Origin of the sequence: Lentzea albidocapillata subsp. violacea, from assembly GCF_900100275.1 — a bacterium.
GTDB classification, from domain to species: Bacteria; Actinomycetota; Actinomycetes; order Mycobacteriales; family Pseudonocardiaceae; genus Lentzea; species Lentzea violacea.
Genome location: NZ_FNET01000010.1, coordinates 1 through 25590 on the forward strand (window position 1 = coordinate 1; position 25590 = coordinate 25590).

The following is a 25590-nucleotide window of genomic DNA, read 5'->3' on the forward strand; positions in this document are numbered from 1 at the left end:
GGGACCTCCTCCAGCGTCGCCACGATCACCTCTTCGACCTGATCGACCGTGATCGACGGCGGCCGGCCCGGCCGTTGTTCATCGACCAGGCCGTCCAGCCGATCCCGCAGAAACCGCCTGCGCCACTTCGTCACCGTCGTCGGATGCACCCGCAGATCCTCGGCGATCCGCGTGCCCGGCACACCATCCGCACACGCCAGCACGATCCTGCACCGCTGCGCCAGCACCTGCGAGGACTTCGCGCGCCGCGCCCACCGCTGCAACGTTTCCCGCTCCTGCTCGGTCAACGTCACCTCAGCAGGAGGACGTCCAATCCGCGCCATCACCCCACCATAGATTTACCCAGCGGATTTCAGGCGCAGGACACTAGTCGTCTCGCGCATGCATATTTCGGTGAAGACGTGGCCCTCGGGGATCGCGCGGAAGGACTCCTCGGTCCGGACGGTGGCGGAGAGCATGATCTTGCCGGTCCCGGTCCACTGGGACCCGGTGCCATGAAACGATCGTCGAGGTGAGTCTCATGACGCCCGAGTTGGTGCGGACGACGAGTGGGACGGTGAGGTGTCTGCGGTGCGTTCTCCTCACGAGTGGACCAGGATCTGTGTGCCGCCGGCTGGCATCCTGGACGGGCAGTGGATGTCACCGATTGGCGGGAGCAACTCGAGGCCAGCGGTGAGGTTCGAATGCACCGGGCCGCGGCGGAGTTCTTGGTCGAGTTCGGCGGGCCGAACGTGGAGATCGATGGTCCGGGTAGCTCGTCCGCTCGTGAGCCGTTCGAACTCGATCCCGGGCTCTGTGTCGGCGAGGAGGACCGCTTCGCCGGGTGGGGTGCGGACGTGGGATGTTCGTTGTTCCCGATCCGCGAACTCGATCAGGGGCGCTTTTTCCTCGGTATCTCTGAGGTCGGGGAGGTCTTCTTGGTGGAGACCTGGGTGGCCACCTTCGGGGTTGGTGACGCCGCGTTGGAGAGCCTCATCCTTGGTGTGGTGCCACAGAAGCGTCTTAGGGGTGTGCGAAGGTGACACCTGATCAGATCGGCAGCTAAGCGCTCAGTCATCGATTGTTGCAGCCATGTCCGTGCCAATAAGGGCATGGAGTTGAACGTCGTGAAGCTGCATGTAACTGCGCTGAACGGTAGTCAACTGCGCTTGTTTTTGTGCCCTTGTGTTTCCGCACTGGCAATGTGAGGGTCAGCGGTTCGAGTCCCCTCAGCTCCACTTGCAGGTAGAACCCGTTTGATCGAGCGAATTCGCTGGTCAGGCGGGTTTCTTGCCGTTCTGGGTGGATCTTGGGTGATCGTCTGTTGATCGTGTTGCGGTGATCCTATGGAGCAGTTCTGGAGCAGAATTCTCCGGCTTGATCGCGTTCGGCCGGATGGATCTCGGTGTTCGTGGTGCCCCATTGACTGATGGTGTGAGGGACACCGGCATTGGTTACGCTGCAAGTGGTCCGGAGACGTGGCGTTGTGATGGTTGCCCGGTTCGAGTCCTGGTACGCGCACAGCGAAAGGCCCCCTCCGGCGCGGCGCACGGAGGGGGCCTCGTCGTTCACTCGAATCAGGCCGGCACGAGGGTCCAGCGCTGGTTCGTCTGGCCGTGCACGCCGTGGACACCGATCCAGGCACCGTTCTGGACGGCGTTGTTCATCGCGTCCGCTGCCTTGCCGTTGAACACGTTCTCCAGCACGTAACTGCCATCGGGCTGGGCGACGAAGACGAACTGCTGCGAGCCGCCGTGGTGGCAGTCGTACTGGACGAGCGGCGTGCCGTTGATGTGGCCGGTGCCCTTGACGTCGAGGCACTTGCCGGACATCACGTTCTTGAGCGCGTACCGCTTGCCGCCCAAGCCGACGAGGTCCCACGCCATCTTGCCGCCACCGACACAGTCCCACAGCTCCTGGCCTGCGAAGTTCGCGAGCGCACCCTGGTTGGGCTGGTCCCACACGCCAGCGGTCTGCATGCAGCGACCGGACTGAACGCCCTTGAGCTGGTAACGGCCGACGGACACCGTGCTCACGTCGGAGCGGTGCACCGGGTTGATCAGGCGCCAGCGCTGGCTGCCGTCGTTGGTGTTGCCGTAGGTGACGACGTGGGTGGCGTTCTCCTTGCCGCCGTCCTTGGCCGTGGCGTACTTGCCGCTGCCGACGTTCTTGATCTGGTACGAGCCGTCGGTGTTCTCGACGAACGTCCAGCGGTGGTAACCGTTGTTGACGTCGCACGGGTACTGGCGCACGAGGTCGCTGTGGCCGTCCAGGCACTGCTGGGAGTTCAGGTTCTGCAGGAAGAACTCACCGTTCGACCAGGCCTTCAGGATCCACAGCTCCTTGGCGGCGGTGCGGTAGCAGTCCCACAGTTCGTTGTACTGGCCGTTCTCGACCGCCTGCGCGTCGGCACCGGCAATCTGGACGCAGCGGCCGGAGAGCTGGCCCTTCAGCTGGACCACCTGGTAGTGCGAGGGCTTGATCACGTCCTTCTTGGCGGCGTCGTACCGGCCGAGGTCTATGAACGCGTTGCGCGCGTTCAGATCTCCGGCGAGCGCGGCGGTGGCGGACGCGAGGAGGTTCGGCATGTAGCCATCGACGCGGGCGGCGTCGATGATCTCCTTGATCTTCTTCGCGGTCTCCGCGGCACGGGCGGCGTCCTGCTCCGCGACGTCCTTCTGGTGCGCGGTGTGGATGCCGGTGAAGATGTACGTCTTGATCTGCGCCAAGTCGTGCGTGCCCAGCGCTGCGTTGGCTGCGGCCTTGACGAACTTCCGCGCCAGCGGGGCGTTGTAGATCTCCCAGGTGAACTCGGAGTCGGTCAGGTTCGCGAGCACCGGGGTCAACGTCCCACCTGGCATCACGACCTGCCAGGCGTTGCCGCGCGCCTTGAGGTTCTTCTCCTTCTCCAACTGCTCCAGCTTCTCGCGCTCGGCAGCTTCCCGGCGGCGCTGGACGTCGACGTTGTACGCGGTCTCGATGCCGGTGACGACGAACGCCTGGCGCTGCTCGTCCGTGGATGTGCTGGACAGCACGGCGGAGGCCTGCGCCTTGATCTCCGGCCACTCGGTGCCGTTGGTCTTGATGAACAACTGGGTGACGAACTCGCTGAGGTTCGCGTCCAGGTAGTACGGCTCCACGACGGTCCAGCCGATGCGCTCCGCCGCGCGGACCCGCTGCCGGTGCCGTTCGTCGGTGACCGGGATCGCCCGGACGTCCTCGCGGAACGCGCGGTGGATGCCGGCGACGATGAAGTCGTAGCAGGCGTTCTCGTCGACCTCGTCGGAGAGCGCCTTCAGCGCCTCCTTCTTGATGTTGCTGTTGAACGGCGCCTTGTTGTAGATCCAGATGACGAAGTTCAGGTCCGCGAGCCGCGCTTCCCTGGACCCCACCGACTCACCGATCGTGCTCGCCGCGGCGACCCGCTGGTCGAAGTCCGACACCTGCGTCGCGCTGAAGCTGACCGTGGACACGCTGGCCGGCGCCGACGGGTCGACCCCTGGCGGAGCGGCGAGCGCGGGAGAGGCGAACAGGCCGCCCGCCAACGTGATGGTGACCGCGAGTGCGGCGACTGCCCGCACGCCGAGGCCACCCAGACTGCGTCTGGACAAGGTAAATCCCCCAGGATTCGTGGTGTCGGCATCTGCCCTAAGCGCGGCGTGGACCCCGCGGGCCCGCGTCACTCGACTCTCCAGTCGTCGGATGCCGGGTGGAACTTTGCACCCTCTCTGCCCGAATCGCAACGCGCCGCGATCTGGGTTGCACAACTGTCGGTGTCGCTGCGACCACAGCAGGTGCTAAGAACTCCCTGGGCAATTCGGCCCACTGGGTGAGTTCCTGGGGGAACACATGAGACGTCACACACTCATGCCTGCATTACTGGCCGCGGTCCTCGCGGCGGGCGTCACCGGAACCGTCCTCACCGCACCCGCAGTTGCACAGTCGGAGGTCATCAGCACGTCGACCTCCGCGCTGGCCGCGTCCATGCGCGAGCTCGTGTTCCAGATGTCGTACAACGCCGCTCTGCCGTCCGAGGTCCGCGACGCCGCCTACGTGGCCGTCGTCGCCAACGACGAGGCGAAGATCCGCGAGTTCATGCGCGTCGGCTACGGCAAGGCGATCAACCGGGCCAAGGCCAGGGAGGCGCTCAACCTGCAGGTGGTCAGGGAGATCAACCGGACCGCGATCCCCGGCAGCGACGTGCACGGCACGTCAGGAGAAGCTCTGCGCGGCTCGGACAACGCCAGGGAGTCGTACGTCCAAAGTGGCTATGACGAGGCCAGGGAACGGGACCGCGTCAACGACAACAAGCGGCAGGAACGCCTGGCGCGCCTCGCCGAGGAGGACCGCGACTACGTGATCTTCCTCGCCGCCAACGATCCTGGCCTCCAGGTCCGAGCGGCGGCACAGCGCGCGCTGCACGGCGGCGACGACCGGTCGATCGGCCTGTTCTTCTCCTACGAGTGGAAGATCGGTGCCGAGCTCGACGCCGAGCGGTTCGTCCGCACCGCCACCGAGCAGAGCCGGCTCTTCCACGACAAGATCCGCGCACTGACCGAGTCCGCGCAGGCCGCGGAAAAGGCCGAGCGCGAGTCGAGCGGCGAACTGGCGCGCAAGCACCGCCTGGAAGCCAAGGAGACCTGGGGACAGATCGACAGCGAAGCCGGGCAGTCTTCAGTGGACTGGCTGGCGGAGAAGGGAAAGGCGGACGCGCAGGCCGACGCGTGGGCCAGGGTCGCCGAGTACGCCCGCGGCGCGCAGTCGGAGCAGGACTGGGCCGAGATCATCGCCAGGGCCACGGCTTCCGGCTCCTCGTGGCGCGACACGGCCGACTCGTTCCGCGCGCAGGCCGCCAAGTGGCAGGAAATCGCGGAACAAGCTCGCAAGGCGGCGAAGGACGCCGCCGAACGCGATCTGGGGGATCGCTGACCATGAAAAGAAGAGCATCCAGCGCCACCTCGTTGTGGCGCAGATCAGTCGTGCCCATCTGCGCCGCGCTCGCTCTCACCCTCTTCGGTGGGACGGTGCACGCGACCGCCGCGCCCCAATCGGTTCCGGTGCTGCAGGCGGCCGCGAACAACGACCCTCCTCCACAGGAAGTGGACGAGGAGTACGAGTTCTACAAGATGCTCATCACCGACATCTCCGAACGCGCGGAGGATGTCGAGGTCCGTGACGCGGCCAAGGCGGCGCTGGCGGTCAACACCAAAGAGAAGCTGATCTGGTTCCTCGACCACGGCCAAGCGGAGGCACAGGCACGTGCCGACACGCGCAAAGCCGCTGAGAAGGCGGAGAACCGCCGCAAGGTCGAGGAGTGGGCGCGCACCGGTGGCCCGAACGTCCGCTCGGGGGCTCAGGCCGCGCTGAACGCGGGCGATCAGGCGATCAAGGACTTCGTGGCCTACGGCTACGAGATCGCCCTGAAGCGGGACAAGCAGCAGGCCGAGGACGACAAGGCCGAGCAGGACCGCATCATCGCCCGCGTCCGCGACATGGTCGCGATGGGCGGTCCGCAGGTGAAGATCGAGGGCGAGGCCGTCCTCGCGAGCAAGGACTACGCGCGGATCCGCCAGTTCTACCTCACCGACTACCACGAGGCGAACAAGCGCGACCACGCGTTCCGCGCGGTCATCCAGAAAGCCCTGGAAGACCGTAACAGGGCGATCACCGAACTCGACCAGCTCGCGCGCCGCGCGGCAGCGGTGGCAGCGGCACGGGCCGAGATCATCCGCGCCAACATCGACGCGGTCAAGCACCTCGAAGACGTCACCTACACCATGAAGCGGGCCGTGGAAGCCGCCCACCGCTCGGACCAGATCTTCCGTGACGACAAGCCCGGACGCGCGCACGGCCAGTTGGGGCGCAACGAGCTCCTCGACGTCGAACGCGCCAAGGCCGAGCGGGAGTCTGCTGACGCCGACCGCATCGCACTCGCGTCAGTCGACGCGACCGGACGGGCCCGTGCCGCCGGAGCCAAGCTCGTCGACCTCGGTGTGACCGACGGCCTCGACTGGGCCCGGGTCACCATCGGCATCGGCAACGCGGTGGACGCGGCCGCGCTCGCCGCGGAAACCTCGGCACACGCGACAGTGGCCACCCTGGCCGACAGCCGCGCGCTCGACGCCGACCGCAACGCCCAAGAACACGCCCAGAACGCGGCCAAGTACCGCGCGGAGGCCGAACGCCAGGCGGCCAAGGCGGCCGAACTCGCCGAGGCGGCGAAGAAGCAGCGGGACATCGCACTCGCCGCGCGTGACCGTGCCGAGCGGCAGAAGAACATCGCCAACGCGAAGGCGGCGGAAGCGCAGTCCCATGCCACCAACGCGCGCAACCACCGGGTCAACGCCCAGAGCGCCGCACGCAACGCGGCCGTCACGGCGGCCGCGGCCCACGCCGCGAACGCCGAGGCCGCACGCCTCGCCGGTGACCACGACGCCGCGATGGCCAAGATCCGCACCTCGGAGACCGAGGTCCGGGTCATCAACGGGATGCACCAGGCCCGGTTGATCAACCTGGAGAACTTCGAGCTCAGGCTCACGGACGCCGAGGCACGCGCCAGGGAACGCGGCGAGAACGTCGAGGAGGTCACCAGGGAGATCAGGGGGCAGCGCGACGCCGCCCGCGGTGCGGCGAACGAGTCGGCCGGCTGGGCCAGCAGGGCGGCCGCGTCGGCGAGCGCGGCCAGGGAGTCGGCACGACTGGCAGCGGCAGCCGCCCAGGGAGCGCGCACAGCGGCGAACAACGCGACCAGGGAAGCCGTCACCGCCCGCCAGGCCGCCGACGAGGCGTACCGGATCACGGTCGAGACGGTGAACGTCGCGCTGGGCGCCCAGGCGTCGGCCGAGATGACCCAGCAGGAGGCGGAAGCCGCTGTCCACGAGGCGAACCAGGCCGTCTACCAGTCCGTGATCGCGGACAGGGCAGCGTCGGCCGCGGCAGCGTCCGCCTCGCTCGTCATCGACTCCTCACGGGCGGCGGAGGCGGTCCTCAAGCCGTACGCCGCGATCAACGCCGACGCGCGCAGGGCACTGGAGACCGTCTCCGAAGCGTTGATCATCAGCGAGGAGCAGTCGCGCCTCGCCAGGGAGAAGGCCGACGAGGCCGCGGCGGCCGCCGTCAGGGCGACGAAGGCCGCCGACGACGCGCTCCTCGAAGTGAAGCCCGCGTACGAGGCGGCCGCCCGTGCCGCCCAGTCCGCGAACGACGCCACGCAGTACGCCCAGACCGCGAACGACGCGGCCAACCAGGCCGTGGCACACGCGACGGCGGCGCACAGCGCGGCCGGCACCGCGACCCGCTGGTCCAACACCGCGAGCGCGGACGCCACGCTGGCCGGCAACGCCGCGGCGGCAGCGAGTGCCTCTGCGGCGAGCGCCGAGCGGGCGGCAGTGTCGACCGAGCACATCTACAGCATGGCTCGGGCGAACGCGGACAAGGTGCAGGAGTTCCTGCAGCGGGTCGTCGACCAGATCGAGTCGATCCACGAGTACCGGGTCCGGCTCGACGCGGCGGAGCAGATCGCGCGGGAGGAGGCGGCCAAGAAGGCCGCCGAGATGAACCTGCAGCTGGCCAAGGGCATCTGGACCGTGGACCGGTGCCTGGACAACCCGTTCCTGCACTTCGAGGACTGCCAGCGCGCGGCAGGCAAGATCGAGGAGTTCGCCAAGTACAACGCCAGGGTCTACGCGGACGCCGCGGTGGCGACGTTGAACGCGGCCGCCCGCTGCGGTGCCGGTGACCAGGATGCCTGCAACCTGCTGCGCTCGGGGCAGGACAAGCTGTCCCAGTACTACAAGGGAATCGGCGAGGGCGTCATCGAGGGTGCCAAGGGCGCGCTCGACGGTCTGCTCACCGGCCTCACCTGCATCGGTGGCTCCGTCTTCGCGGCGGACTACCGCGCGTGTCAGGAGATCTCGAAGGGTCTGCAGTACACGCTCGAGCACCCCTACACGCTCATTCACCTGGAAGAGTGGCGCGACAACCCGGCCAAGGCCCTTGGTCTGACGTTCTGGGACCTCGGCACCGCGGTGGCCGGCGCGTTCAGCGGTGGTGCCGCCGCGTCGACCAGGGTGCTCGGTGCATTGAAGAACGTGCTCGGCAAGGGTGTCGGCAAGGTTCTCAACAACGTCGTCGACCTCAGAAGCGTCGCGGTGAAGCTCCACGACAGCGTTCCCGTCAAGCTGCCCGGTTCGGTCGCCGAGATTCTCTTCCCCAAGTTCAAGCTCGAGAACGGCATCGGCAAGCTCGAGAACGCGGTCGTCTCGATCGACGGACGGCTCTACCGCCTGGAGTCCTACTCCCAGCGGCTGGAGGGTGACCTCACCAACCTCAACGGCTCGGTCGTGCGTCTCGAAGGCGGCGTCATCCGGCTCGAGAACGGCATGGCGAAGCTCGATGACGCCAAGCTGAAGGTCGAGCCCTGTGGGCCGGCGGGCGGCTGCGAGGGGCTCTACAAGACGCCTCAGGTCGTGGACGGCGAGTACCGGCACGACATCGGCGCCCTGCAGATCCGGATCAAGGCAGAGAACCTCACCTGGGGCAGGGAGGAGCTGCGCAAGGCCAAGCTCAACGAGCCGGACATCACCAAGGACGTGAACGCGCTCGCGGAGATCACCGGGGGCAGGCGGGAAGGCATCGGCTACGAGCTCAAGAGCGAGTCGTCCTTCCTGCGCAAGCAATTCGAGGAGACCGAGGGCGACACGTTGCCGCCTGCCTCCATCAAGGCGAAGATGAACGACTCGGTCAGGTACACCTACGTCTTCGATCCGAAGGTGTACGCCGACTCGGTCAAGCGGGTGATCACCGAGTTCACGAAGAAGGGCTACACGAAGATTGCGCTGAAGAACTTCTGGCTCCGCAACCAGGAGGGCCTCCCGGAAGGCGCCCCGCCGAGAAACGGTTACCCCGGCATCAACATGACCTGGGAGTCGCCGAACGGGCAGCTGTTCGAGCTGCAGCTCCACACCCCGCACGGCTACGCGCAGAAGGTCAGGGAGACGTCCTTCTACGAGGACCGGCGCGCGTACCGAGCGGCCGCGGACGCGATCAGGTCCAAGGCTCACGCGGAGGGTCGCAACCTCACGCTCCACGAGTGGGCCCAAATACAGACCTATGAAAACATGATCGAGGACATCAAGGTGGAGTCGGCGAAGCTCTTCTCGTCGGTCGAGCCTCCGGAAGGCGCGATCAGGATTCCGCAGTTCCCGGCCAAGTGACAGTGCTGTGATGGTGTGTGTCCCTCGTGCTCGCGCGGGGGACACACCACCTCCTGATGAAACGAGACACAGGTGCAACGGCAGTACGAGTACTTCGCCATCGTCGACAGCGTTCATCCGTCACCGGAGGAGCCTGCGGCGATGTGCCGCCGGTGGGTGGACGACGACGGGCAGGTGCACGAGGAGGCGTTCCTGATCACCCTCACCTGGATGCCCAGCACCATGCTGACCGTGGCGAGGCCCGGCAGGGTGCACCGCGTTGACGCGGCGGCGGCGGACCGGTTCGAGCAGAACCTGCGCGACCGGGCACCACGCGGCGAGACCGAAGACGTGCGGTACACCTACCTCGCGTGGGTGGACGGAGAGTCCACTCAGGACGATCCCACCGGCCTGCTCAGGACGTGGCCGGCGCCGCGGGGCATCGAGAGGGAACAGCGGTACACGCCGGGCTCCGGCTGGGACACCAGCTACGTCCGGGATGACTGGCACCGCGGACGCTACGACGGCAGGTTCGACCGGATCGACCAGGAAACCGCCGAGCAGATCATCCAGATGTGGGAGCAGCGCCGCGCCGAGCAGGGCTGATCACTCCTGCGGGTCGAGCGGGGGGCGATCCGCGACACACCCTCCGCCGTGTTGCCGAACGCCGTCGTGGTCTCCCCCGTCTTCGGCTGGTGCGCGCTCAGGAACGACACCCCGCGTCCCTGCCGACGAGCTTCACCGCGTTGCCCGTCGGGCGCAGCCAGAACCCCAGCCCGTTACGTCGCGCCGCTTGCTGACCCGTTCCGCGATCAGGGCGAGGACAGCGAAACCGCCGTTGCAGTAGGAGAAACGTTCGCCGGGCGGGAACTGCTGCGGAACCCACCCAACACCGCAAGGTACTGCTGGGCGTCGCGCAGGTCCTGCACCGGCGCGGGCAGCAGGTACGCGGTGAATTCGGTGATGATGTCCTCGTCGAGGTAGTCGCCGATGCCGGAACGGTGCGCTAGCAGGTGTTCGACGGTGACGGCGTCACCGATCGACGGCAGGTCGGCGCCGAAGATCTCGCAGACGGGCGTCGACAGGACGAGTTCGCCTTCTCGATCAGGGTCACACAGCCAGCGCGGTCAAACCCTTGCCGCCGTTGGCGATCGCGAACCGGGTGCCGACCGTGCTCGGGATGTCGTAGTCGCGGTGTGCCTGCCCGTAGACCTGGGCGAACACCTGACCGTCGCGTTCGATCCGCACCACACCGCAGAAGCTGGTTCTGTGAGCGAGTTCGTCCCGTTACATGAGTCCACGGTGACACCAGGGGCGGCTTGATCGTCCGCGATTTCCGCACGCCGTTGTCGACTGGGCTGTGGTGGAGCTGCGGAAGTTGCTGTCCACCAAGTAGGTCAGGAGAGGCCGGGCAGTGGTCGCAGGCAGATGTCCGCGGCCTCTGCCGCCTCGACACCGAACATGCGCAGCAGGTCCTCCGCGACGAGGTCGGCCGCCTGCGCGTCGTCGCGGTCCGGGTGGTCGTGCAGCAACTGGCCGAGGGTGAGCATCGCGCCGGTGACCACGACGAGGGCGAGGTCCAAGTCGCGGACCTCGGTGAACCTGCCCGCGCGGACGGCCTCGGCGATATCGCGGCGGGCCCGGCGAGCCAATCCCTGACCTGTGCCGGCCAGCAGCAAACCGTTGTGCAGCAGGACCTTGCTCAGCTCAGGCTGCCTGCGGTGCAGCCGCCCGGTGAGCCGGAAGCTCCGCGCGAACACCTCCGCCTGGTCCTCGATGTCGTCGCCCAGCGCGTCCAGCGCGTCGCCGAAGGTCTCCAGCGCGTCCTCGACAGCGGTCTGGAAGAGCTGTTCCCTGGTCTCGAAGTGGTTGTAGAACGACCCCATCCCCACGTCGGCGAGCTGGGTGATCTCGAGGATCGGGATGGCGGTCCTGCCCTCCGCGATGCAGGTCTGCGCGGCGCGGACGAGGGCCGCGCGGGTGCGCGCCTTGCGTCGATCCAACCGGTTGTGCGTCTGCTCCGCCATGCCGTCACCCTAGCGCGCCCCGTCATTCTTGACGAATTCGTCATAACTGCTTGACTGACTCAACGCTCACAGGTGACGATTGCGTCAACTTTGGGGGGAGCAGTCGATGGGCAACGATCACACCGGACTGCACGGCGAGCGGGGCGCGCTGGCGGGAGAACATCCGGGACGTGCGCCCGATCCGATCGTCAAGGGTGCACGACCTCGCGTGACTGGAGTTCGAGAAACCCGACCTGGCCAAAGCTGAGCTGTTCGCGCACGCCTTCGGTTTCACGACCTCGCTGCGCACGGCGGACGAGCTGTACCTGCGCGGCACCGAACCCGGTGCGCCCTGCGTGCTGATCCGCCGCGGCCCGCGATCGGCGTTCGCCGGGCCCGCTTTCCGCGCCGCCGAGGCGACCGACGTGATCCGGCTCGCGGGCGCGACCGACCGGCGGGTGGTGAAGCTGCCGGAAAAGCCTGGGCGGGGTGGCCGTCGAACTGGCCGACCCGAGCGGGCTGCGTGTGCGCGTGGTGTCCGGCACTCACGACCTCACGGCGCAGCAGCCGCAGGAACCGCTCACACTCAACTTCGGCACCACCGCGTTGCGCACGAACGCCGCACACAACGGCCGGTTCGCGCACCTGCGCGAGTGCAGCGTCTCGGGCACGTGGTGTGGCAGACCACGAAGTACCGCGAGTCCCTGGACTGGTACCTGGGGCACCTCGGCCTGATCGTCAGCGACTTTCTGTACTACCCGAGGCAGCGCGAGCGCGGTCCGGTGATGAGCTTCATCCGCTGCGATCGCGGTGGCACCCCTGCCGACCACCACACGCTGGCGTTGACGCTGGGTCCGGCGAACCGGTACGTGCACTCGGCCTACCAGGTCGCCGACCTGGACGCCCTGGCCGCGGGAGGTGAGTACCTGCGCGAGCTCGGCTACGACCGTTCGTGGGGCATCGGCAGGCACATCCAGGGCAGCCAGATCTTCGACTACTGGCGCGATCCCGACGGGTTCCTGGTCGAGTACTTCAGGGACGGCGACCTGTTCGACCACACCCTCGACCCCGGCTGGGCACCGATGACGGCCTCCGGCCTCGCCCAGTGGGGACCGCCCGCCACCAGGGACTTCCTCGGCGTGAAACCGGGATCGCAAGCCCTGCGCGAACTCCGTGCCATCGTCAACGCCCTGCGCCAGGACAACGAGTGCGACTTCGAGCGTCTGCGCGGACTTCTGAAAGTAGCCACGTCATGAACCTCTCCGTGCTCCGCACCTCCACCGCCTGGTACGTGATCACCGCCGGTGGCGCCGCGCGGATCGAAGACAACGGCCTCGACGACCGCCGAGCTGCTGGCGGATCGCGCGTCGATCATCGCGACGAAGTCCACAAAGGACACGGTGCCCGTCGAGTCGCTCGACCTGATCTCGCCGATCTCCGCGCCGTGCCGGGTGGTCGCCCAGATGACCAACTTCGCGTCGCACGTCCGGGACGCCGGCCTGAACCCCGCCACCGTGCCGCTGACGTTCTTCCGCAAGTCGTCCGGCTCGATCAGCGGACCGTTCGACGACATCGTCAAGCCCACCCACGTGCGGCTGCTCGACTACGAGGTGGAGATCGGGCTGGTCATCGGCCGGGAGGTGCCGGTGGGAACGGAGATCACCGAGCGGAACCTCGCCACGTACGTCGCCGGCCTGGTGGTCACCAACGACGTCTCCGCCCGCGATCTGCAGCTGCCGAAGACCCAGTTCTACGAGTCCAAGTCGTACCCGTCATTCACCCCGGCCGGCCCATTCCTGGTGCTGCTGGACGCCGGAGAACTCGCGCGGTTCGCCGACCTGCGGCTGCGCCTGTCCGTCAACGGCGAGGTCCGGCAGGACATGACCGTCGGCGCCGACATGATTTACCGGCCGGTGCGGGCGCTCGCCGCGCTCACCCGCTTCCAGCGCCTGGACGCCGGCGACCTGGTGCTCACCGGTACGCCGGTCGGTACCGCGCTCAGCGCACCGCCCAAAGCCGTGCAGAAGATCACCTCGCTGCTGCCCGACGCGACCAGGTGGAAGCTCTTCTTCTCTTCTCAGGCCAAGAACCCGGAGTACCTCGCCCACGGCGACGTCGTCGAGGCAAGCGTCGCCACCTACGACGGCGCGATCGATCTCGGCACCCAACGCACGGTTGTGAGGTACGCCCGATGAGCGACGAGCTGCTTTGGCCCGACCGTACGGCGATCTCCGTGCTGCCCGAGGCCGAACGCTGGCAGGAACCGGCGTCGCTCACGTTCGCCGGCCTGTTTGCCGACGTGCACCGCTACGCCAACCTGTTGCACCGCAGGGGATCCGGCGCGGGGACGCCGTCGCGCTGATCGCTCCGAACTGCGCGCAACTGGTCGCCGCGACGCTGGCCGCGCGGCTCGCCGGCATTGCCGTCCCGCTCAACGGGGCCCTGTCCCGGCCGCATCTCACCGAGCTGCTCCGCCGGTCCGGTGCGCGCGTGCTGATCGCCGCCGGGCCGGACCTCGACCCTGGTTTCTGGGACACCGCAAGACATCTGGCCGGAGAACTGGACACGATCCTGCTGTCTCCGACCGGAGTCACCGGGTCGACACCCGGCTTCGGCTACCTGCACGAACTGGCCGCCACCGAGGACGCCGGCGCGTTCGCCGGTGAGCTGCCCCGGTCAGACGACCTCGCCGCCTTCTTCCACACCGGAGGCACGACCGGAACCCCGAAACTGGCCGCACACCGGCACCGCAACGAGGTCGCCGACGCGTGGATGCCGGCGGCCTGTTCGCTGTTCGAGACCGAGTCCGTGGTGTTCGCCGCGCTCCCGCTCTTCCACGTCAACGCTGTGGTCGTCACGCTGCTGGCGCCGTTGTTCAAGGGACAGCACGTGGTCTGGGCCGGCTCGCTCGGGTACCGCGACTTCGCGCTGCACCGCGAGTTCTGGCGGATCGTCGAGCGCTACCGGATCAGCACCATGAGCGCCGTGCCCACCGTTTTACGCCGTGCTGGCACAGGCGCCCGTGGACGCCGACATCAGCAGCCTGCGTTTCGCCATCGTCGGCGCCTCATCGCTGCCGCTGCCGTGCGGCAGAACTACCGGCACCACACCGGTATCGCGCTGCTCGAAGGCTACGGCCTCACCGAAGCGACCTGCGCCAGCGCGCGCAGCTTCCCGGACGCGCTTCGGCCGGGTGCGGTCGGGCAACGACTGCCCCAGGACCTCATCATCCGCGGCGGCCACAACGTCGACCCGGCCCTCATCGAGGACGCACTGCTCGCTCACCCGCAGGTCACCGCCGCCGCGGTCGGCAGACCGGACGCGCACGCCGGCGAGGTGCCGGTCGCCTACGTGACGCTCACGCCCGGCGCGACGGTCACCGAGGACGATTTCCTCGCCTGGGCCGCGGCCCAGGTACCCGAGCGGGCCGCGGCGCCGAAGACCGTCACTGTGATGGACGCGCTGCCCGTCACCGCCGTGGGCAAGCCCTACAAGCTCGATCTGCGTGCCGATGCGACCCGCCGCGCCATCGCCGACGCGCTGCGCGAGACAGCTCCGGACTCCACAGTGGACACCCGGATCGACGACGGATCCGTCGTCGTGACGGTGACCGTTCCCGCGGACAGCGACCAGGCGGCCGTGAAAGCCGCACTCGGTGCCTTCACCGTGCGCTGGGACCTCCGCGTTTCCACCCTGTCATGAGCACACAACAGGTTCCGGTCGTCGTGGTCGGCGCGGGCCCGACCGGCCTGACCGCTGCGACGCTGCTCGCCCTGGCCGTGCCATGGCCTTCGCCTGATCGACCCACATGCGGGTGCTCGCCGAGTTCCGGCGCGGCTCCGGCCGGCACGGCCACCAGGCCGGCAACCCGGTCCGCCGGCTCGTGGTACCGAGGCTGCCCGCCCTCAGCCGGCGCGTCCTCGACAGCGAGACCGCTGCCCTGCACCGGTCGAGCCTCATCCTCCGCCCACGCCTGCGCAGAACCCTCGCCGGCCGCCTGTGCCCCAGCACAACGCTGGACGACGGCCACCGGTTCGATGAACTCGCTCATGGCCGGTTCGTCGTCGTCACGCCCAGGTGCCGCCCGCTCTGCAGGCGGAGGTGCAGCGCCGCGGCGGACTGTGCCACACCCCACCCACCGGACGGACCTGCACCGGTGGCTGTCCCGGGGCGTGCGAAGGCCCTCATCGTCCGGCCGGACGGCATCGTCATGCGAGCCGCGCGTGACCTGACCGAACTGATCGCGACCCTGCCCCACTTCCACACAACGGCGACGCCTGCCGGCTACGGGCGTGACGCGATCGAGGTGGCCGGCCAAGAGCACCATCGCCGGCGCGCATAGCGCGAACGTGTGTGTGATCAGCGTTCGCCCACGGCGTACCGCGGTTGTCACGGGGTGACGACCAGGCGGCCGACCACCGAGCCTTCCGCCAGGCTGGCCAGTGCCTCGTTCACCTGGTGCAGTGGGTATTCGGCCTGGACGTGGCCGCGGAGCTTGCCCGCGGCGGCAAGTGCCATTACCTCGTGTGCATCGGCGAGGGTGGCGCCGACGGAACCACGGATGATCGTTTCGCGGACGATGACCTCGATGATGTCCAAGGTGGCGGGGGCGCCGGTGTAGCCGACGAGGACGACGCGGCCGCGGGTGCGGGTCATGCGGACCGCCTGGTCTGGGGTGGAGGCGTTGCCGACGGTGTCGATCACCACGTGGCAGCCGCCGCCGGTGTGGGCGAGCACGGCGTCGACCGGGTCCGTTGCCGACGGGTCGATGGCCGTCGTGGCGCCATAGGCGATGGCCTGGGCGCGGCTGGGGCCGTGGGGGTCGATGGCCAGGACGGTGGCTCCGCGTGCGACGGCCACCTGGACGATGGCGAGGCCGACGCCGCCCGTGCCGATCACGATCACGACCTCGCCCGCGGCGACTTCGGCTACCGAGTGGACGACCCGGACCGCGGTGGTGCCCGAGCAGCCGAGGACGGCGGCTTCGGCGAACGACACCTGCGGGGCGATCGGGACCAGGGAGCGGGCCGGGGCGAGGTAGTACTCGGCGAGTCCTCCGTCGGTGTCGAAGCCGACCTTGGCCACCGGAGCGGGACAGAGGTTCTCCGAACCGGCCGCGCACCAGTCGCACCGCCGGCAGCCGTCGTAGTAGTAGGCCAGCACGCGGTCTCCTGGCCGAGTGGTGACGTCCGGGCCGGTCTGGACGACTTCGCCGGCGATCTCGTGGCCGAGCACGAACGGCAGCGGTGGCGCGATGGCGGAGCCGGTCGCGAGGTGCAGGTCGGTGCGGCACAGACCGGCCGCGCGCACCCGGATCAGCGCCTGCCCCCGGCCGGGCACGGGGCGCGGCCGGCGTTCGACGACCAGTTTCTCGCCGAGGTGGTGCAGTACCGCTGCTTGCATAGAGTAGTCGGGCACGCTGGCTCCAGCTGTCGGAGTGATCTTGGAAACACTCGAACGGACCATGATCGCACTTTCATTAGCTGCGGCTTTACCCGCGTGTGAACTGTTCGTGGTGATGCTGTCACACCATGTAACAGCCTCAATCGTGGGAATGTCGGCTACTGTGCGTACGCAATATCAGTGCCCGATAGTTTGTGGCGGAGGTTCGGTGGAGTTCGACTCGTTTCACCAGGCGTACCCGGCCATGTTGCGTCAGCTGGCCGACGAGCCCACGTACCGCAACGCGCCGCGGGGCTTCGCCAGCCGGGAGACGCTCGGCGTCCGGTACGTGCTGGGCGAGGCGGACCAGCGCATCCCGGTGGTCCCGGCGCGACGGCTCAACATCGTGTTCAACTTCGCCGAGGCGCTGTGGTACCTGTCCGGCCGCGACGACCTGGACTTCATCGCCTACTACGCGCCGAACATGCGCAAGTACTCCGCCGATGGTGTGCGGCTGACCGGCACGGCGTACGGGCGGGCGATGTTCGACCCGGACGGTGGCGTGCACCAGTGGACGGCCGTCGCCGACGAGCTGCGCCGTGATCCGGACAGCAAGCGCGCGGTGCTGCAGATCTTCCGGGGCGAGGAGATCCGCGTGCCCGGCAATCCCGACGTGTCGTGCACGCTCGGCCTGCAGTTCTTGTTGCGCGAGGGTGCGTTGCACTGTGTCGGGTTCATGCGTGCGAACGACGTGTACCGGGGCATGACCAGCGATGTCTTCTCCTTCACGCTGGTGCAGGAGTTGCTCGCCCGTGAGCTCGGGGTACCGCTGGGCACCTACACGCATCTGGTCGGCTCGATGCACCTCTACGAGCCCGACCACGACCGCGCCCGCGAGGTGCTCGCCGATCCGGCGGCCTGGGAGGAGCCGGCGCACCGGTTCCCGTCGATGCCCGACGGGGACAACTGGCCGCACGTGCGGCAGGTACTCAGGTACGAGGAACACCTGCGCCGCAACCAACTCCGCCTCGACGACGATCTCGACGCCCTGGGACTGCCCGGTTACTGGGCTCAGGTGGTGCTGATGTTCGAGATCCACCGCCGGGTTCGCCACGACGAACCCGTTGCCACCGAACTGCTGGACCGGCTGTGGCCGCTGTACCGCGAGCTGGTCGGCCAGCGGTGGCCCCGGCTGAGCGCCCCCGCCCTCGTGACGCGCTGAACGAGAGAGAAACCATTGAGCACCAAGTGGAAGGAAGCGGTCGCCGTCGCGACCGGCTTCGACGCCTACGATGACCTACCCGAACGGCTCATCGGCTACCCCGCCGTGTTCGCCTCGCTCGGCATCGGCACGCCAGAGGTCCGGACCGTCCTGGACTACGGCTGCGGGCCGGGCAAGGTCGCGAACCGGGTGGTGCAGGCCAGCGATGCCCGCGTCGTGGCCGCTGACATCTCCCCGCACATGCTGGAGATCGCCCGCCAGGACCGGCCGCACCCGCGCATCGACTACCACCAGATCGACAGCGGCAGGCTCGAGTTCCTCAGCGACTCCACTGTGGACGCCGCGATGTCCTGCTACGTGTTCATCAACATCGGCGATCTCCAGGCGTTGCACGACATCGCCGGGGAGGTGCACCGCGTGCTGCGTCCCGGCGGCCGATATGCCGTGCTGGACACGAATCCCGGTACCACCGGAGTCCGCTTCTCCACCTTCCGCAGCGGCGAACCGGGCCGCGACTACGCCACCGGCGAACGCCGCCAGGTCCTGCTCGACCAGCCCCGCGGTGGCGTGCTGGAACTGATCGACCACCACTGGCCGCGACAGACCTACCTGGATGTCCTGTCCGCGGCCGGGTTCCGCGACATCACCGTCCGCGAACCACTGCTCGATCCCGCCGATGCCTCGTCCGGCGGGCCCGCGCCCGCCGAAGCGACCCGTTCCCCGTTCCTCGTCGTCACCGGAGTCAAGTAGATGAGCACCGCATCCCGCAGCGTCTTCCTCGCCGGCCCGTTCAAGGCGCTCGTCGACGACACGGGCACCATGCGCCCGGCGGAGAAGGCCCGTTTCGAGTCGCTGATCGAGGGGCTGGAGCAGGCCGGCTACCTGGTGCACAACGCGCACCGCCGCGAGTCCTGGGGCGCGAAGTTCCTCACCCCGGACGAGTGCACCAGGCTGGACTACGACGAGATCGCCTCGTGCACCGTCTTCGTCGCGTTCCCCGGTGCCCCGGCGTCGGCGGGCACCCACATCGAGATGGGCTGGGCGTCGTCGATGGGCAAGCCGATCGTGTTGCTGCTGGAGGAGAACCAGGAGTACGCCTTCCTGGTGCGCGGCCTGCACACCGTCGCGGACGTGACCTACCTGACGTACTCGGCGGACGAGGATCTCGCCGGCCAGGTCGTGCGCAAGGTCGACGAGCTCGCGGCGGGTGCACTCGTATGAGCACGCTCGCCGACGAGTTCGACGGCTTCATCATCGACCTCGACGGCGTGGTCCACCTCGGGTGGACGCCGTTGCCCGGTGCCATCGACACGCTGACCACGTTGATGGCGCTGGGCAAGCGAATCGTCTTTCTCACCAATGATCCGCGCTACGGCCGCGCCGCCGTCGCCGCACGGCTGCGCGGCCTCGGCGCCGCTGTGGACGACGACTCGGTGATCACCTCCGGCTGGGCCGCGGCCGTCGCGGTCGCGGCCGCCGGAGGTTCGGTCTACGTGATCGGCTCCGACGAACTGTGCGCCGAGGTCCGCGCCGCCGGGGCACCCGTCGTCGGCGCCGCGGACGCCGGACGGGCGGAGAACATCCTCGTCGGTGGTCACAGCGGCTTCGACTACGCCGAACTGACCGCGGCCTGCCGCGCGGGAGACAACGGCGCAAGGCTGTTCGCCACCAACCGCGACGCCACCTTTCCCATGCCCGACGGCCCCTGGCCCGCGACCGGCGCGATCCTGGCCGCTGTCGAGACCGCGCTCGGGCGCCGGGCGATCTCCATCGGCAAACCCGAAACCGGCATCTTCACCATTGCCCGCGACCGCCTCGGCGTGGACCGCGTCGCCGTCATCGGCGATCGCCCCGACACCGACATCGTCGGCGGACGCCGCGCCGGATTGGCCACCATCCTCGTCCAGGACGGATCTGCTCTGCCGCTGCCCGCCGGCGACCATCGGCCGGATCATGTGATCCCTGATCTGGCCGGTCTCGTCTCCTGACCTGCTGTGCCCCAATGGCGTCATGCTCCGGGTGGAACGGCAATGCTCCTCAGGTTGAACTCGAGGCCGAGCTGTTCCGTCAGTCCGGACACGGCGATCTCGGTGACCAGGTCTCCGCTGGCGCGGTCGAACCGCTTGATCCTGATGGGTGTCGTGCCGTCGAACGTCTCCTGGATCAGGTGAATCGACTGCTCCGTGAAGGCTGCCTGGCTGGACGAGTTGACGCCTGAGGCGAGGCCGGTGTCGAACCGCGGCACGGTGACTCCCGACGCGATGCCGGTACTCATGATCCGGCCATCGCCGGCGAGCCATTCGAGGTGACCGTCTCGGACTGCCCGTGCGTCGTAGGACTTCTGGGAGAACGTTTCGGGGTCGGACAGTTCCTCGCTGATGGGGCGTCTCTGCGCGTCGACGAGGGGCCGTTCGGTGTACTCGCCGGTCCTGGTGTCCCAGGAAACGACGGTCATGTGGGGCTTGCCGTCGGCGTCGGCGTAGTCGGAGAGGAACGTGACCACACCGTTGTGACACGGCACGTGGCGGTTGTGGTCTCCCGCGTCGAAGGCTGCTCGCCAGGCGAGGACTTTTTCGCGTCCCTCGGTCGCCGGATACAGCTGGGAAAGCAGCTCCGGTTCGGCGGCGGTGTCGACCTTCGAGCGCATACCGGGAACGCCGGCCGATGCCGGGAGATGAGTGCCCGCCTGAGTGGCGATTCCATTGAGGACACCGCCGCACAGCGCGTTCATGTAGTAGTTTCCTTCGACCTGGTAGAGCTGCGAACCGGCCCCGGTCGTGACGGCCACCTGATTGGTGTACCCGGAGTCGGAGAAGCCTTCGTTGTAGACCGCCAAGAAGCCCTGGTCGTCGGGTAGCGCGAAAGCCGACTGTTGCAGCGACGACTTCTTGTTTTCGAAGCTGACCAGTCCGTCCTTGCCGAGGATGTAGTCGCGGGTGTCGTCACTGAAGAACAGCCCGCGCCCTGACCACGCGATGTGCGGCTCGCGCATGCCGCTGGTCTCGATCAGCTTCTTGCTGCCGTCCGCCTGCACCAGAACCAGATAGGCCGGGCGACTCTCCGCCGTGCTCGTCCCGGCCTCGGAGTCCGGACTGAGGTAGAACGCGAGGACGGTGTCGCCGAGCTTCGCCTCAGCGGGCTTGATGATCTGGGTCTTGGCCGCGCCGTCGGGTGTGGTGCAGGCCGTCAAGGCCAGAACGGCACCGGCAGCGAGTGCGGCGAGTCGGGGCAGGGGCACCGTTGAGTCCTCTCGTGCGGGCGTGCGGTGCGGCCTGCGCCCGGCAGGCCGCACCGCACACTGGAATGTCGTTACCTGCGGGTGCTGTAGATGACGGCGCTGCCGTCGTTCTTGATGTCGTCGGCGTGCACGGCTGTTCCGCCGTCGTGATCGAGGTCGACGCTTGCGGCCAGGTAGGCCCGCCACACCAGCTCGGAGCTGTTCAGCTCATGGTCGCCGTTGTACTTGTTCTTGTTGGAATGCGTGTCGAACGGCTTGCCGCGGAGCTTTCGGTAGGCGTAGTCGGCCGCCTTGTCGCGGTTGGCCTGCGTCGTCCTGACGAGCATCTTGTGGACGGGGCCGCACTTGGTGAGCGTGGCCGCCGTGCGGGCCTGGCTCCTGCTGCCTGGTCCAGGCGCCTCCACGACGATCTTCGTCGTGTAGTAGACGCCGACGTGGTTGCGCGTTCCGCGGTCGAGCTTCGCGTAGGAGTGGAAGATATCCCCCTTGTACCGCGAGTTTCCGACCTTCACCTTCTCGGTGCAGTCGCTGTCGGAGGAAATGCCGGTGTTCGGTGCAGCCTGTGCGGGTGCGACGAGCAGGCCGGTCAGCGCCGTTCCCGCCATCACGCCGGCCGCAATGGACGAGGCGAGAATTCGGCCGATTTTCGACATGTGTACTCCACTCTCAACGTGCCGGCGTGATTCAGCTACCTGCGGGTGCTGTAGACGACGGTGCTGCCGTCGTTCTTGATGTCGTTGGGGTACACGCCGGTTCCACCGTTGGAGTCGAGCTCGATGCCCGCGGTCTTGTAAGCCCGCCAGACCAGCTCGGAGCAGTTCAGGAAGATGGAGCCGTTGACCTTGTTCTTGTTGAAGTCGAGGTCGTAGAACCTTCCGCGCAGATCGTTGTAGGCGTAGTTGGCTGCCTTGTTGCGAGTGGTCTGCTTGGCCTTGACGTACATCTTGTAGACGGGGCCGCACTTGTTCAGCGTGGCCGCCGTACGGGCCTGGCTCCTGCTCTTCGGTCCAGGGGCCTCCACGATCGTCTTCGTGGTGTAGAAGATGCCGACGTGGTTGTGGGGGACGACGGTCTTGGCGTACGAGTGGAAGATGTCGCCCTTGTACCGCGAGTTTCCGACCTTCACCTTCCTGGTGCAGTCGGCGTCGGAGGCAGTGCTGAAGTCCGAGTCCGGCGCGGCCGTCTCAGTGGCCTGCGCGGGGCCGGCGAGCAGGCCGGCCATTGCCGTTCCCGCCACCACGCCGACCGCAATGGATGAAGTGAGAAACCGCCCGATTTTCCCCATGTGAGAACCCTCTCCGGTTGCCTTTGTCGCTTTATCGAGCACATTGCTCTCATCGGGAATTCCCCGACGCTGCGAATAGTGGCACGTGCCGGAATACGGCGAGTACACGCCGGGAATACGCGGCCGCTCCGCCTGCACCGTGCACCGACGCGCTGGGGCGTGCGTCACCTGCGACTACAGTGTCCGAGTCGAGGGGGCGCGATGAGGTTTGGGATCCTGGGACCGCTGGCGGCGTGGCGAGAGGACGAGGAACTCGACCTCGGCACCCCCAAGGCACGAGTGCTGGTGGCGGTGCTGCTGAGCCGAGCGGGTCACCCGGTTTCGGAAGATCAGCTGGCCGCGGCCCTGTGGGGGGACAACCCACCGAAGAGCGCCACCAAGAACATGCAGACCTACGTTCATCGGCTCCGGCGTCAGCTGGGTGATCCGGCTCGCGTCGTACGGCGAGGCGCCGGGTATCTGATTCAGGCGGACAGGGGCGAGCTCGACGCCACGAGGTTCGAAGACCTGGCCCAGGCGGGGCAGGTGGCGGAGACCGCCGACGCCCTGGACGAGGCATCGCGGCGGCTGCACGAGGCGGTGCGGCTCTGGCGGGGGCCCGCGTTCGCCGGGATGGCCGATGTGCCGTTGCTGGCCGCGGAGGCCGCGCGGCTGGACGAGGTCCGCCTGTCGGTGCTGCAGTCGAGGATCGCCGTGGACCTGAAGCTGGGACGCCACGCCGAGATGCTGGGCGAGCTGACCGCGCTCGCCCGCGCTCACCCGCTGCGAGAGCGGCTTCGCGCCCAGCTGATGCTGGCGTTGTACCGCTGTGGCCGCCGGGCGGACGCTCTCGCCGAGTACACGCTGGCCCGTACGACCCTGATCGAGGAGACCGGCCTGGACCCGGCCGGCGAACTGCACGACCTCCAGCAGCGGATCCTCAACCAGGACCCTTCCCTCGACCTCGCTCCCCGCGTCGCGGCCACGCTCACGAACGCGCCGAAGACGCCCACCCCTGCCGAGCTGCCGCCGGACATCCCGGACTTCACCGGCAGGGACGACGAGGTGGCCGACCTGGAAGAGACCCTCACCGCGCCGAGGCCGGGTGCCGTCGCCGTGGCCTGTATCGCCGGTCTGGGGGGCCTGGGCAAGACCACGCTCGCCGTGCACGTCGCGCACCGGATCGCCGGTCGTTTCCCCGACGGCCAGCTCTACGTGGACCTTCGTGGCGCCTCCGCCGAACCTGCCCGCCCGGAGGACGTGCTCAGCCGGTTCCTGTTCGCACTGGGCATCAGCGGCAGCGGTATCCCCGAGTCCCTGGACGAACGCGTGGCGTTGTTCCGGAGCTGCCTGGCCGGTCGCAGAGTCCTCCTGCTGCTCGACAACGTGGCGGGGGAGGAGCAGGTGCGGCCGCTCCTGCCAGGAGGGCCCGGCACGGCGGTACTGCTCACCGGACGTGTGCGGCTGGTCGGTCTCGAAGGCGCGAGCCTGCTCGAACTCGACGTCCTGCCGTCGGCCCAGGCCATGAAGCTGATGCGCACCATCGTCGGCGACCAACGCGTCCAGGACGATCCGAACGCGGCTCGGGAGATCATCCGGTTGTGCGGTCACGTACCGCTGGCGGTGCGCATCTCGGCGGCAAGGCTGCTCAGCAGGCGGCAGTGGACGCTCTCCCACCTCGCCGGCGTCCTCGGGGAGGAACGACACCGCCTGGACGAACTCGTGGCGGGCGACCTCGACGTCCGCGCGGGGTTCGAGATGAGCTACCGGATGCTGCCCGCGGGTGCGCGGCAGGCCTTCCGGCTGGCCGGGCTGCTCGACGCGCCCGACTTCGCCTCCTGGGCGGTGGCGGCGCTCCTCGACCTTCCGGTGCGACAGGCGGAACGCGAGATCGAAACGCTGGTCGACGCTCATCTGCTGAACCTCACCGGGACCGACGAGACGGGCCGACTCAGGTACCGGTTCCACGACCTGATCCGGTTGTACGCGCGCGAGCAGGCGCGGCGCGAGGACGCCGAATCCGAACGTCGTGCCGCGCTCGCGCGGGCCTTCGGCGCGTGGCTGGCGCTGGCGGAGGTCGCGTCGGAGCGTGTCCCGGGTCCCTTCTACACGCTCATGCACAGTGACGCGGCACGCTGGCGGCTGCCCGCGGCCGTCTCCGACTCGCTGCTGGCCGACCCGATGGCCTGGTTCGGTGCGGAACACGCCGCCTTGATGGCGGCGGTCGCCCAGTCGTGCGAGGAGGGTCTGACCCAGCTCGCCTGGGATCTGGCGGGGTCCACCGAGACGTACCTCAACGTGCGCGGTGTGTACGACGGCTGGCAGCGCATGCACGAGCAGGCCATCGCGCACTGCCGGGAGACCGGTGACAAGCGCGGTGAGGCCGTGCTGATGCGCGGTCTCCTGCACGTCACCACGTGGAACTCGCCGCCGGGCCCCGGACCGGCGATGACACGGATGCGGGCCAGTGCCGCACAGCTCCTCGAACTGTTCACCACGCTGAACGATCCACTCGGGACAGCCGACGCCCTGGCGACTCTGGCCTGGAGCATGACGGCCGACGGGAACAGCGCCCAGGCACTCGGCCTGGCGGAGCGCGCGCTGCGGATGGCCACCGACGCGGACTACATCGAAGGCCAGGCGCGGGCCTATCACGCGATGGCGATCATCCACGGCGAGGACGACCCCCATGGGGCACTCGCGGTCCTGGAGAAGGCCGCGAAGGTCGCCGAGATGCTCGGCAACCCCCACTACACCACGACGATCACCCAGTTCCTCGGCGCGGCGAAGTCGTTCTCCGGCGACGTCGCGGGCGGCCGGGCACTGCTGGAAAGCTCGCTGGAAATGGCGCGGCGCCTGAACTATCGCTATCTGGAGACGTTCTCGCTGCTCTACCTCTCGAAGCTGTTCGCCGCGGTGGGTGACGAACGAGCCAGGGCGACCGCCGAGCTGACGCTGGCCTACAGCGAGGACGGCAACTTCGGCCACTACCTCGCCGACGCGCTCAGCGTTCTCGGACAGGTGGACCTGGCGGAGGGCGACGTTGCCGCCGCTGTCAGCGCCTTCGAGCGTTCGGTGCGGGTTTGGCGAACTCGCGGCTCGATTCCCTACCTGGCAAGGACACTCCGTGCCCTCGGCGACGCATACGGCGCCGCCGGCGATCACCTCAAGGCCAGGGCGGTCTGGGAAGAGGCACGCGAACTGTTCCGCGGGATCTCGCACGAGGAGGGCTTGAGATCCCTGAACGCCCGGCTCGGGTGAGAGGTCCGAGGCAGGCCGGACCGTGCGGGATCCAAGTGAGGCAC

The 25590-nt window shown here is 68.2% G+C and carries 23 protein-coding genes; 14 read left to right on the forward strand and 9 right to left on the reverse strand.

The genetic code is table 11. From position 1 onward, the window contains the following. Positions 1-323: helix-turn-helix domain-containing protein (locus BLR21_RS22150; RefSeq protein WP_143027823.1), on the reverse strand; the 323-nt coding region annotated here is incomplete at its 3' end. 264 nt (positions 324-587) lie between these two features. Here BLR21_RS22150 and BLR21_RS22155 point away from each other — a divergent pair. After that, entirely contained in the window at positions 588-1022 is a 435-nt protein-coding gene (locus BLR21_RS22155; protein ID WP_090007834.1) for an SUKH-3 domain-containing protein, read from the forward strand. A 534-nt stretch (positions 1023-1556) separates the two neighbouring features. On the opposite strand, the gene BLR21_RS22160 is transcribed toward BLR21_RS22155, so the two are convergent. Next, complete coding sequence (locus BLR21_RS22160) at positions 1557-3590, reverse strand: RICIN domain-containing protein (RefSeq protein ID WP_143027824.1); 2034 nt, start codon at positions 3588-3590, stop codon at positions 1557-1559. A gap of 256 nt (positions 3591-3846) precedes the next feature. Between BLR21_RS22160 and BLR21_RS22165 the strand changes: the two genes are divergently transcribed. From BLR21_RS22165 to BLR21_RS22175, 3 genes are all read left to right on the forward strand, one after another. Next, complete coding sequence (locus BLR21_RS22165) at positions 3847-4908, forward strand: hypothetical protein (RefSeq protein ID WP_090007838.1); 1062 nt, start codon at positions 3847-3849, stop codon at positions 4906-4908. 2 nt (positions 4909-4910) lie between these two features. Beyond that, positions 4911-9194, forward strand: a complete 4284-nt coding sequence (locus tag BLR21_RS22170; RefSeq protein ID WP_090007840.1) for an ALF repeat-containing protein — start codon at positions 4911-4913, stop codon at positions 9192-9194. Between the two features lie 72 nt (positions 9195-9266). After that, positions 9267-9779, forward strand: coding sequence for a hypothetical protein (locus BLR21_RS22175; RefSeq protein ID WP_090007842.1), 513 nt, complete (start codon positions 9267-9269; stop codon positions 9777-9779). A gap of 504 nt (positions 9780-10283) precedes the next feature. Here BLR21_RS22175 and BLR21_RS43220 read toward each other — a convergent pair. The 3 genes from BLR21_RS43220 to BLR21_RS43905 all read right to left on the reverse strand — a co-directional run bounded on the left by BLR21_RS43220 (position 10284) and on the right by BLR21_RS43905 (position 11724). Then, entirely contained in the window at positions 10284-10424 is a 141-nt protein-coding gene (locus tag BLR21_RS43220; protein ID WP_218130930.1) for a beta-lactamase family protein, read from the reverse strand. Between the two features lie 146 nt (positions 10425-10570). Next, positions 10571-11200 (reverse strand): TetR/AcrR family transcriptional regulator, encoded by a 630-nt coding sequence (locus BLR21_RS22180; RefSeq protein ID WP_090007844.1) that lies wholly within the window; start codon positions 11198-11200, stop codon positions 10571-10573. A 188-nt stretch (positions 11201-11388) separates the two neighbouring features. Continuing rightward, on the reverse strand, positions 11389-11724 hold the full coding sequence (locus BLR21_RS43905) for a hypothetical protein (protein WP_256334857.1): 336 nt from the start codon (positions 11722-11724) through the stop codon (positions 11389-11391). A gap of 108 nt (positions 11725-11832) precedes the next feature. On the opposite strand from BLR21_RS43905, the gene BLR21_RS43910 reads away from it, so the two are divergent. The 5 genes from BLR21_RS43910 to BLR21_RS22200 all read left to right on the forward strand — a co-directional run bounded on the left by BLR21_RS43910 (position 11833) and on the right by BLR21_RS22200 (position 15521). Continuing rightward, a complete protein-coding gene (locus tag BLR21_RS43910) occupies positions 11833-12435 on the forward strand; it encodes a VOC family protein (protein ID WP_256334858.1) in 603 nt (200 codons plus the stop codon). A 48-nt stretch (positions 12436-12483) separates the two neighbouring features. Further along, the gene (locus BLR21_RS22190) at positions 12484-13374 is read left to right on the forward strand and encodes a fumarylacetoacetate hydrolase family protein (RefSeq protein ID WP_143027826.1); all 891 of its coding nucleotides are present in this window, start codon (positions 12484-12486) and stop codon (positions 13372-13374) included. After that, a complete protein-coding gene (locus BLR21_RS43915) occupies positions 13371-13541 on the forward strand; it encodes a hypothetical protein (RefSeq protein WP_256334893.1) in 171 nt (56 codons plus the stop codon). The genes BLR21_RS22190 and BLR21_RS43915 overlap by 4 nt, the downstream gene beginning before the upstream one ends. Positions 13542-13561: 20 nt before the next feature. Then, a complete protein-coding gene (locus BLR21_RS22195; protein ID WP_256334888.1) occupies positions 13562-14881 on the forward strand; it encodes an AMP-binding protein in 1320 nt (439 codons plus the stop codon). Positions 14882-14987: 106 nt separating this feature from the next. Beyond that, positions 14988-15521 carry a hypothetical protein gene (locus tag BLR21_RS22200; protein WP_090007846.1) on the forward strand — a complete coding sequence of 178 codons (534 nt, stop codon included), beginning with the start codon at positions 14988-14990 and terminating at the stop codon, positions 15519-15521. Positions 15522-15568: 47 nt separating this feature from the next. On the opposite strand, the gene BLR21_RS22205 is transcribed toward BLR21_RS22200, so the two are convergent. Then, positions 15569-16597 (reverse strand): alcohol dehydrogenase catalytic domain-containing protein, encoded by a 1029-nt coding sequence (locus BLR21_RS22205; protein ID WP_176929741.1) that lies wholly within the window; start codon positions 16595-16597, stop codon positions 15569-15571. Between the two features lie 193 nt (positions 16598-16790). On the opposite strand from BLR21_RS22205, the gene BLR21_RS22210 reads away from it, so the two are divergent. The 4 genes from BLR21_RS22210 to BLR21_RS22225 are packed head-to-tail and all read left to right on the forward strand — an operon-like array spanning position 16791 to position 19771. Then, positions 16791-17783, forward strand: a complete 993-nt coding sequence (locus BLR21_RS22210) for a thymidylate synthase (protein WP_218130931.1) — start codon at positions 16791-16793, stop codon at positions 17781-17783. A gap of 15 nt (positions 17784-17798) precedes the next feature. After that, on the forward strand, positions 17799-18533 hold the full coding sequence (locus BLR21_RS22215) for a class I SAM-dependent methyltransferase (RefSeq protein ID WP_090007852.1): 735 nt from the start codon (positions 17799-17801) through the stop codon (positions 18531-18533). Further along, positions 18534-19004, forward strand: coding sequence for a nucleoside 2-deoxyribosyltransferase (locus BLR21_RS22220; RefSeq protein ID WP_090007854.1), 471 nt, complete (start codon positions 18534-18536; stop codon positions 19002-19004). It begins immediately after the preceding gene. Further along, on the forward strand, positions 19001-19771 hold the full coding sequence (locus BLR21_RS22225) for an HAD-IIA family hydrolase (protein WP_090007856.1): 771 nt from the start codon (positions 19001-19003) through the stop codon (positions 19769-19771). The genes BLR21_RS22220 and BLR21_RS22225 overlap by 4 nt, the downstream gene beginning before the upstream one ends. Positions 19772-19791: 20 nt before the next feature. Here BLR21_RS22225 and BLR21_RS22230 read toward each other — a convergent pair whose 3' ends face one another. From BLR21_RS22230 to BLR21_RS22240, 3 genes are all read right to left on the reverse strand, one after another. Next, a complete protein-coding gene (locus BLR21_RS22230; RefSeq protein WP_090007858.1) occupies positions 19792-21021 on the reverse strand; it encodes a hypothetical protein in 1230 nt (409 codons plus the stop codon). A gap of 71 nt (positions 21022-21092) precedes the next feature. Next, positions 21093-21674, reverse strand: coding sequence for a hypothetical protein (locus BLR21_RS22235; RefSeq protein ID WP_090007860.1), 582 nt, complete (start codon positions 21672-21674; stop codon positions 21093-21095). 35 nt (positions 21675-21709) lie between these two features. Beyond that, positions 21710-22258, reverse strand: a complete 549-nt coding sequence (locus BLR21_RS22240) for a hypothetical protein (protein ID WP_176929742.1) — start codon at positions 22256-22258, stop codon at positions 21710-21712. Between the two features lie 249 nt (positions 22259-22507). Between BLR21_RS22240 and BLR21_RS22245 the strand changes: the two genes are divergently transcribed. Further along, the gene (locus BLR21_RS22245; protein ID WP_090007864.1) at positions 22508-25546 is read left to right on the forward strand and encodes an AfsR/SARP family transcriptional regulator; all 3039 of its coding nucleotides are present in this window, start codon (positions 22508-22510) and stop codon (positions 25544-25546) included. The last annotated feature ends 44 nt before the right edge of the window (positions 25547-25590 follow it).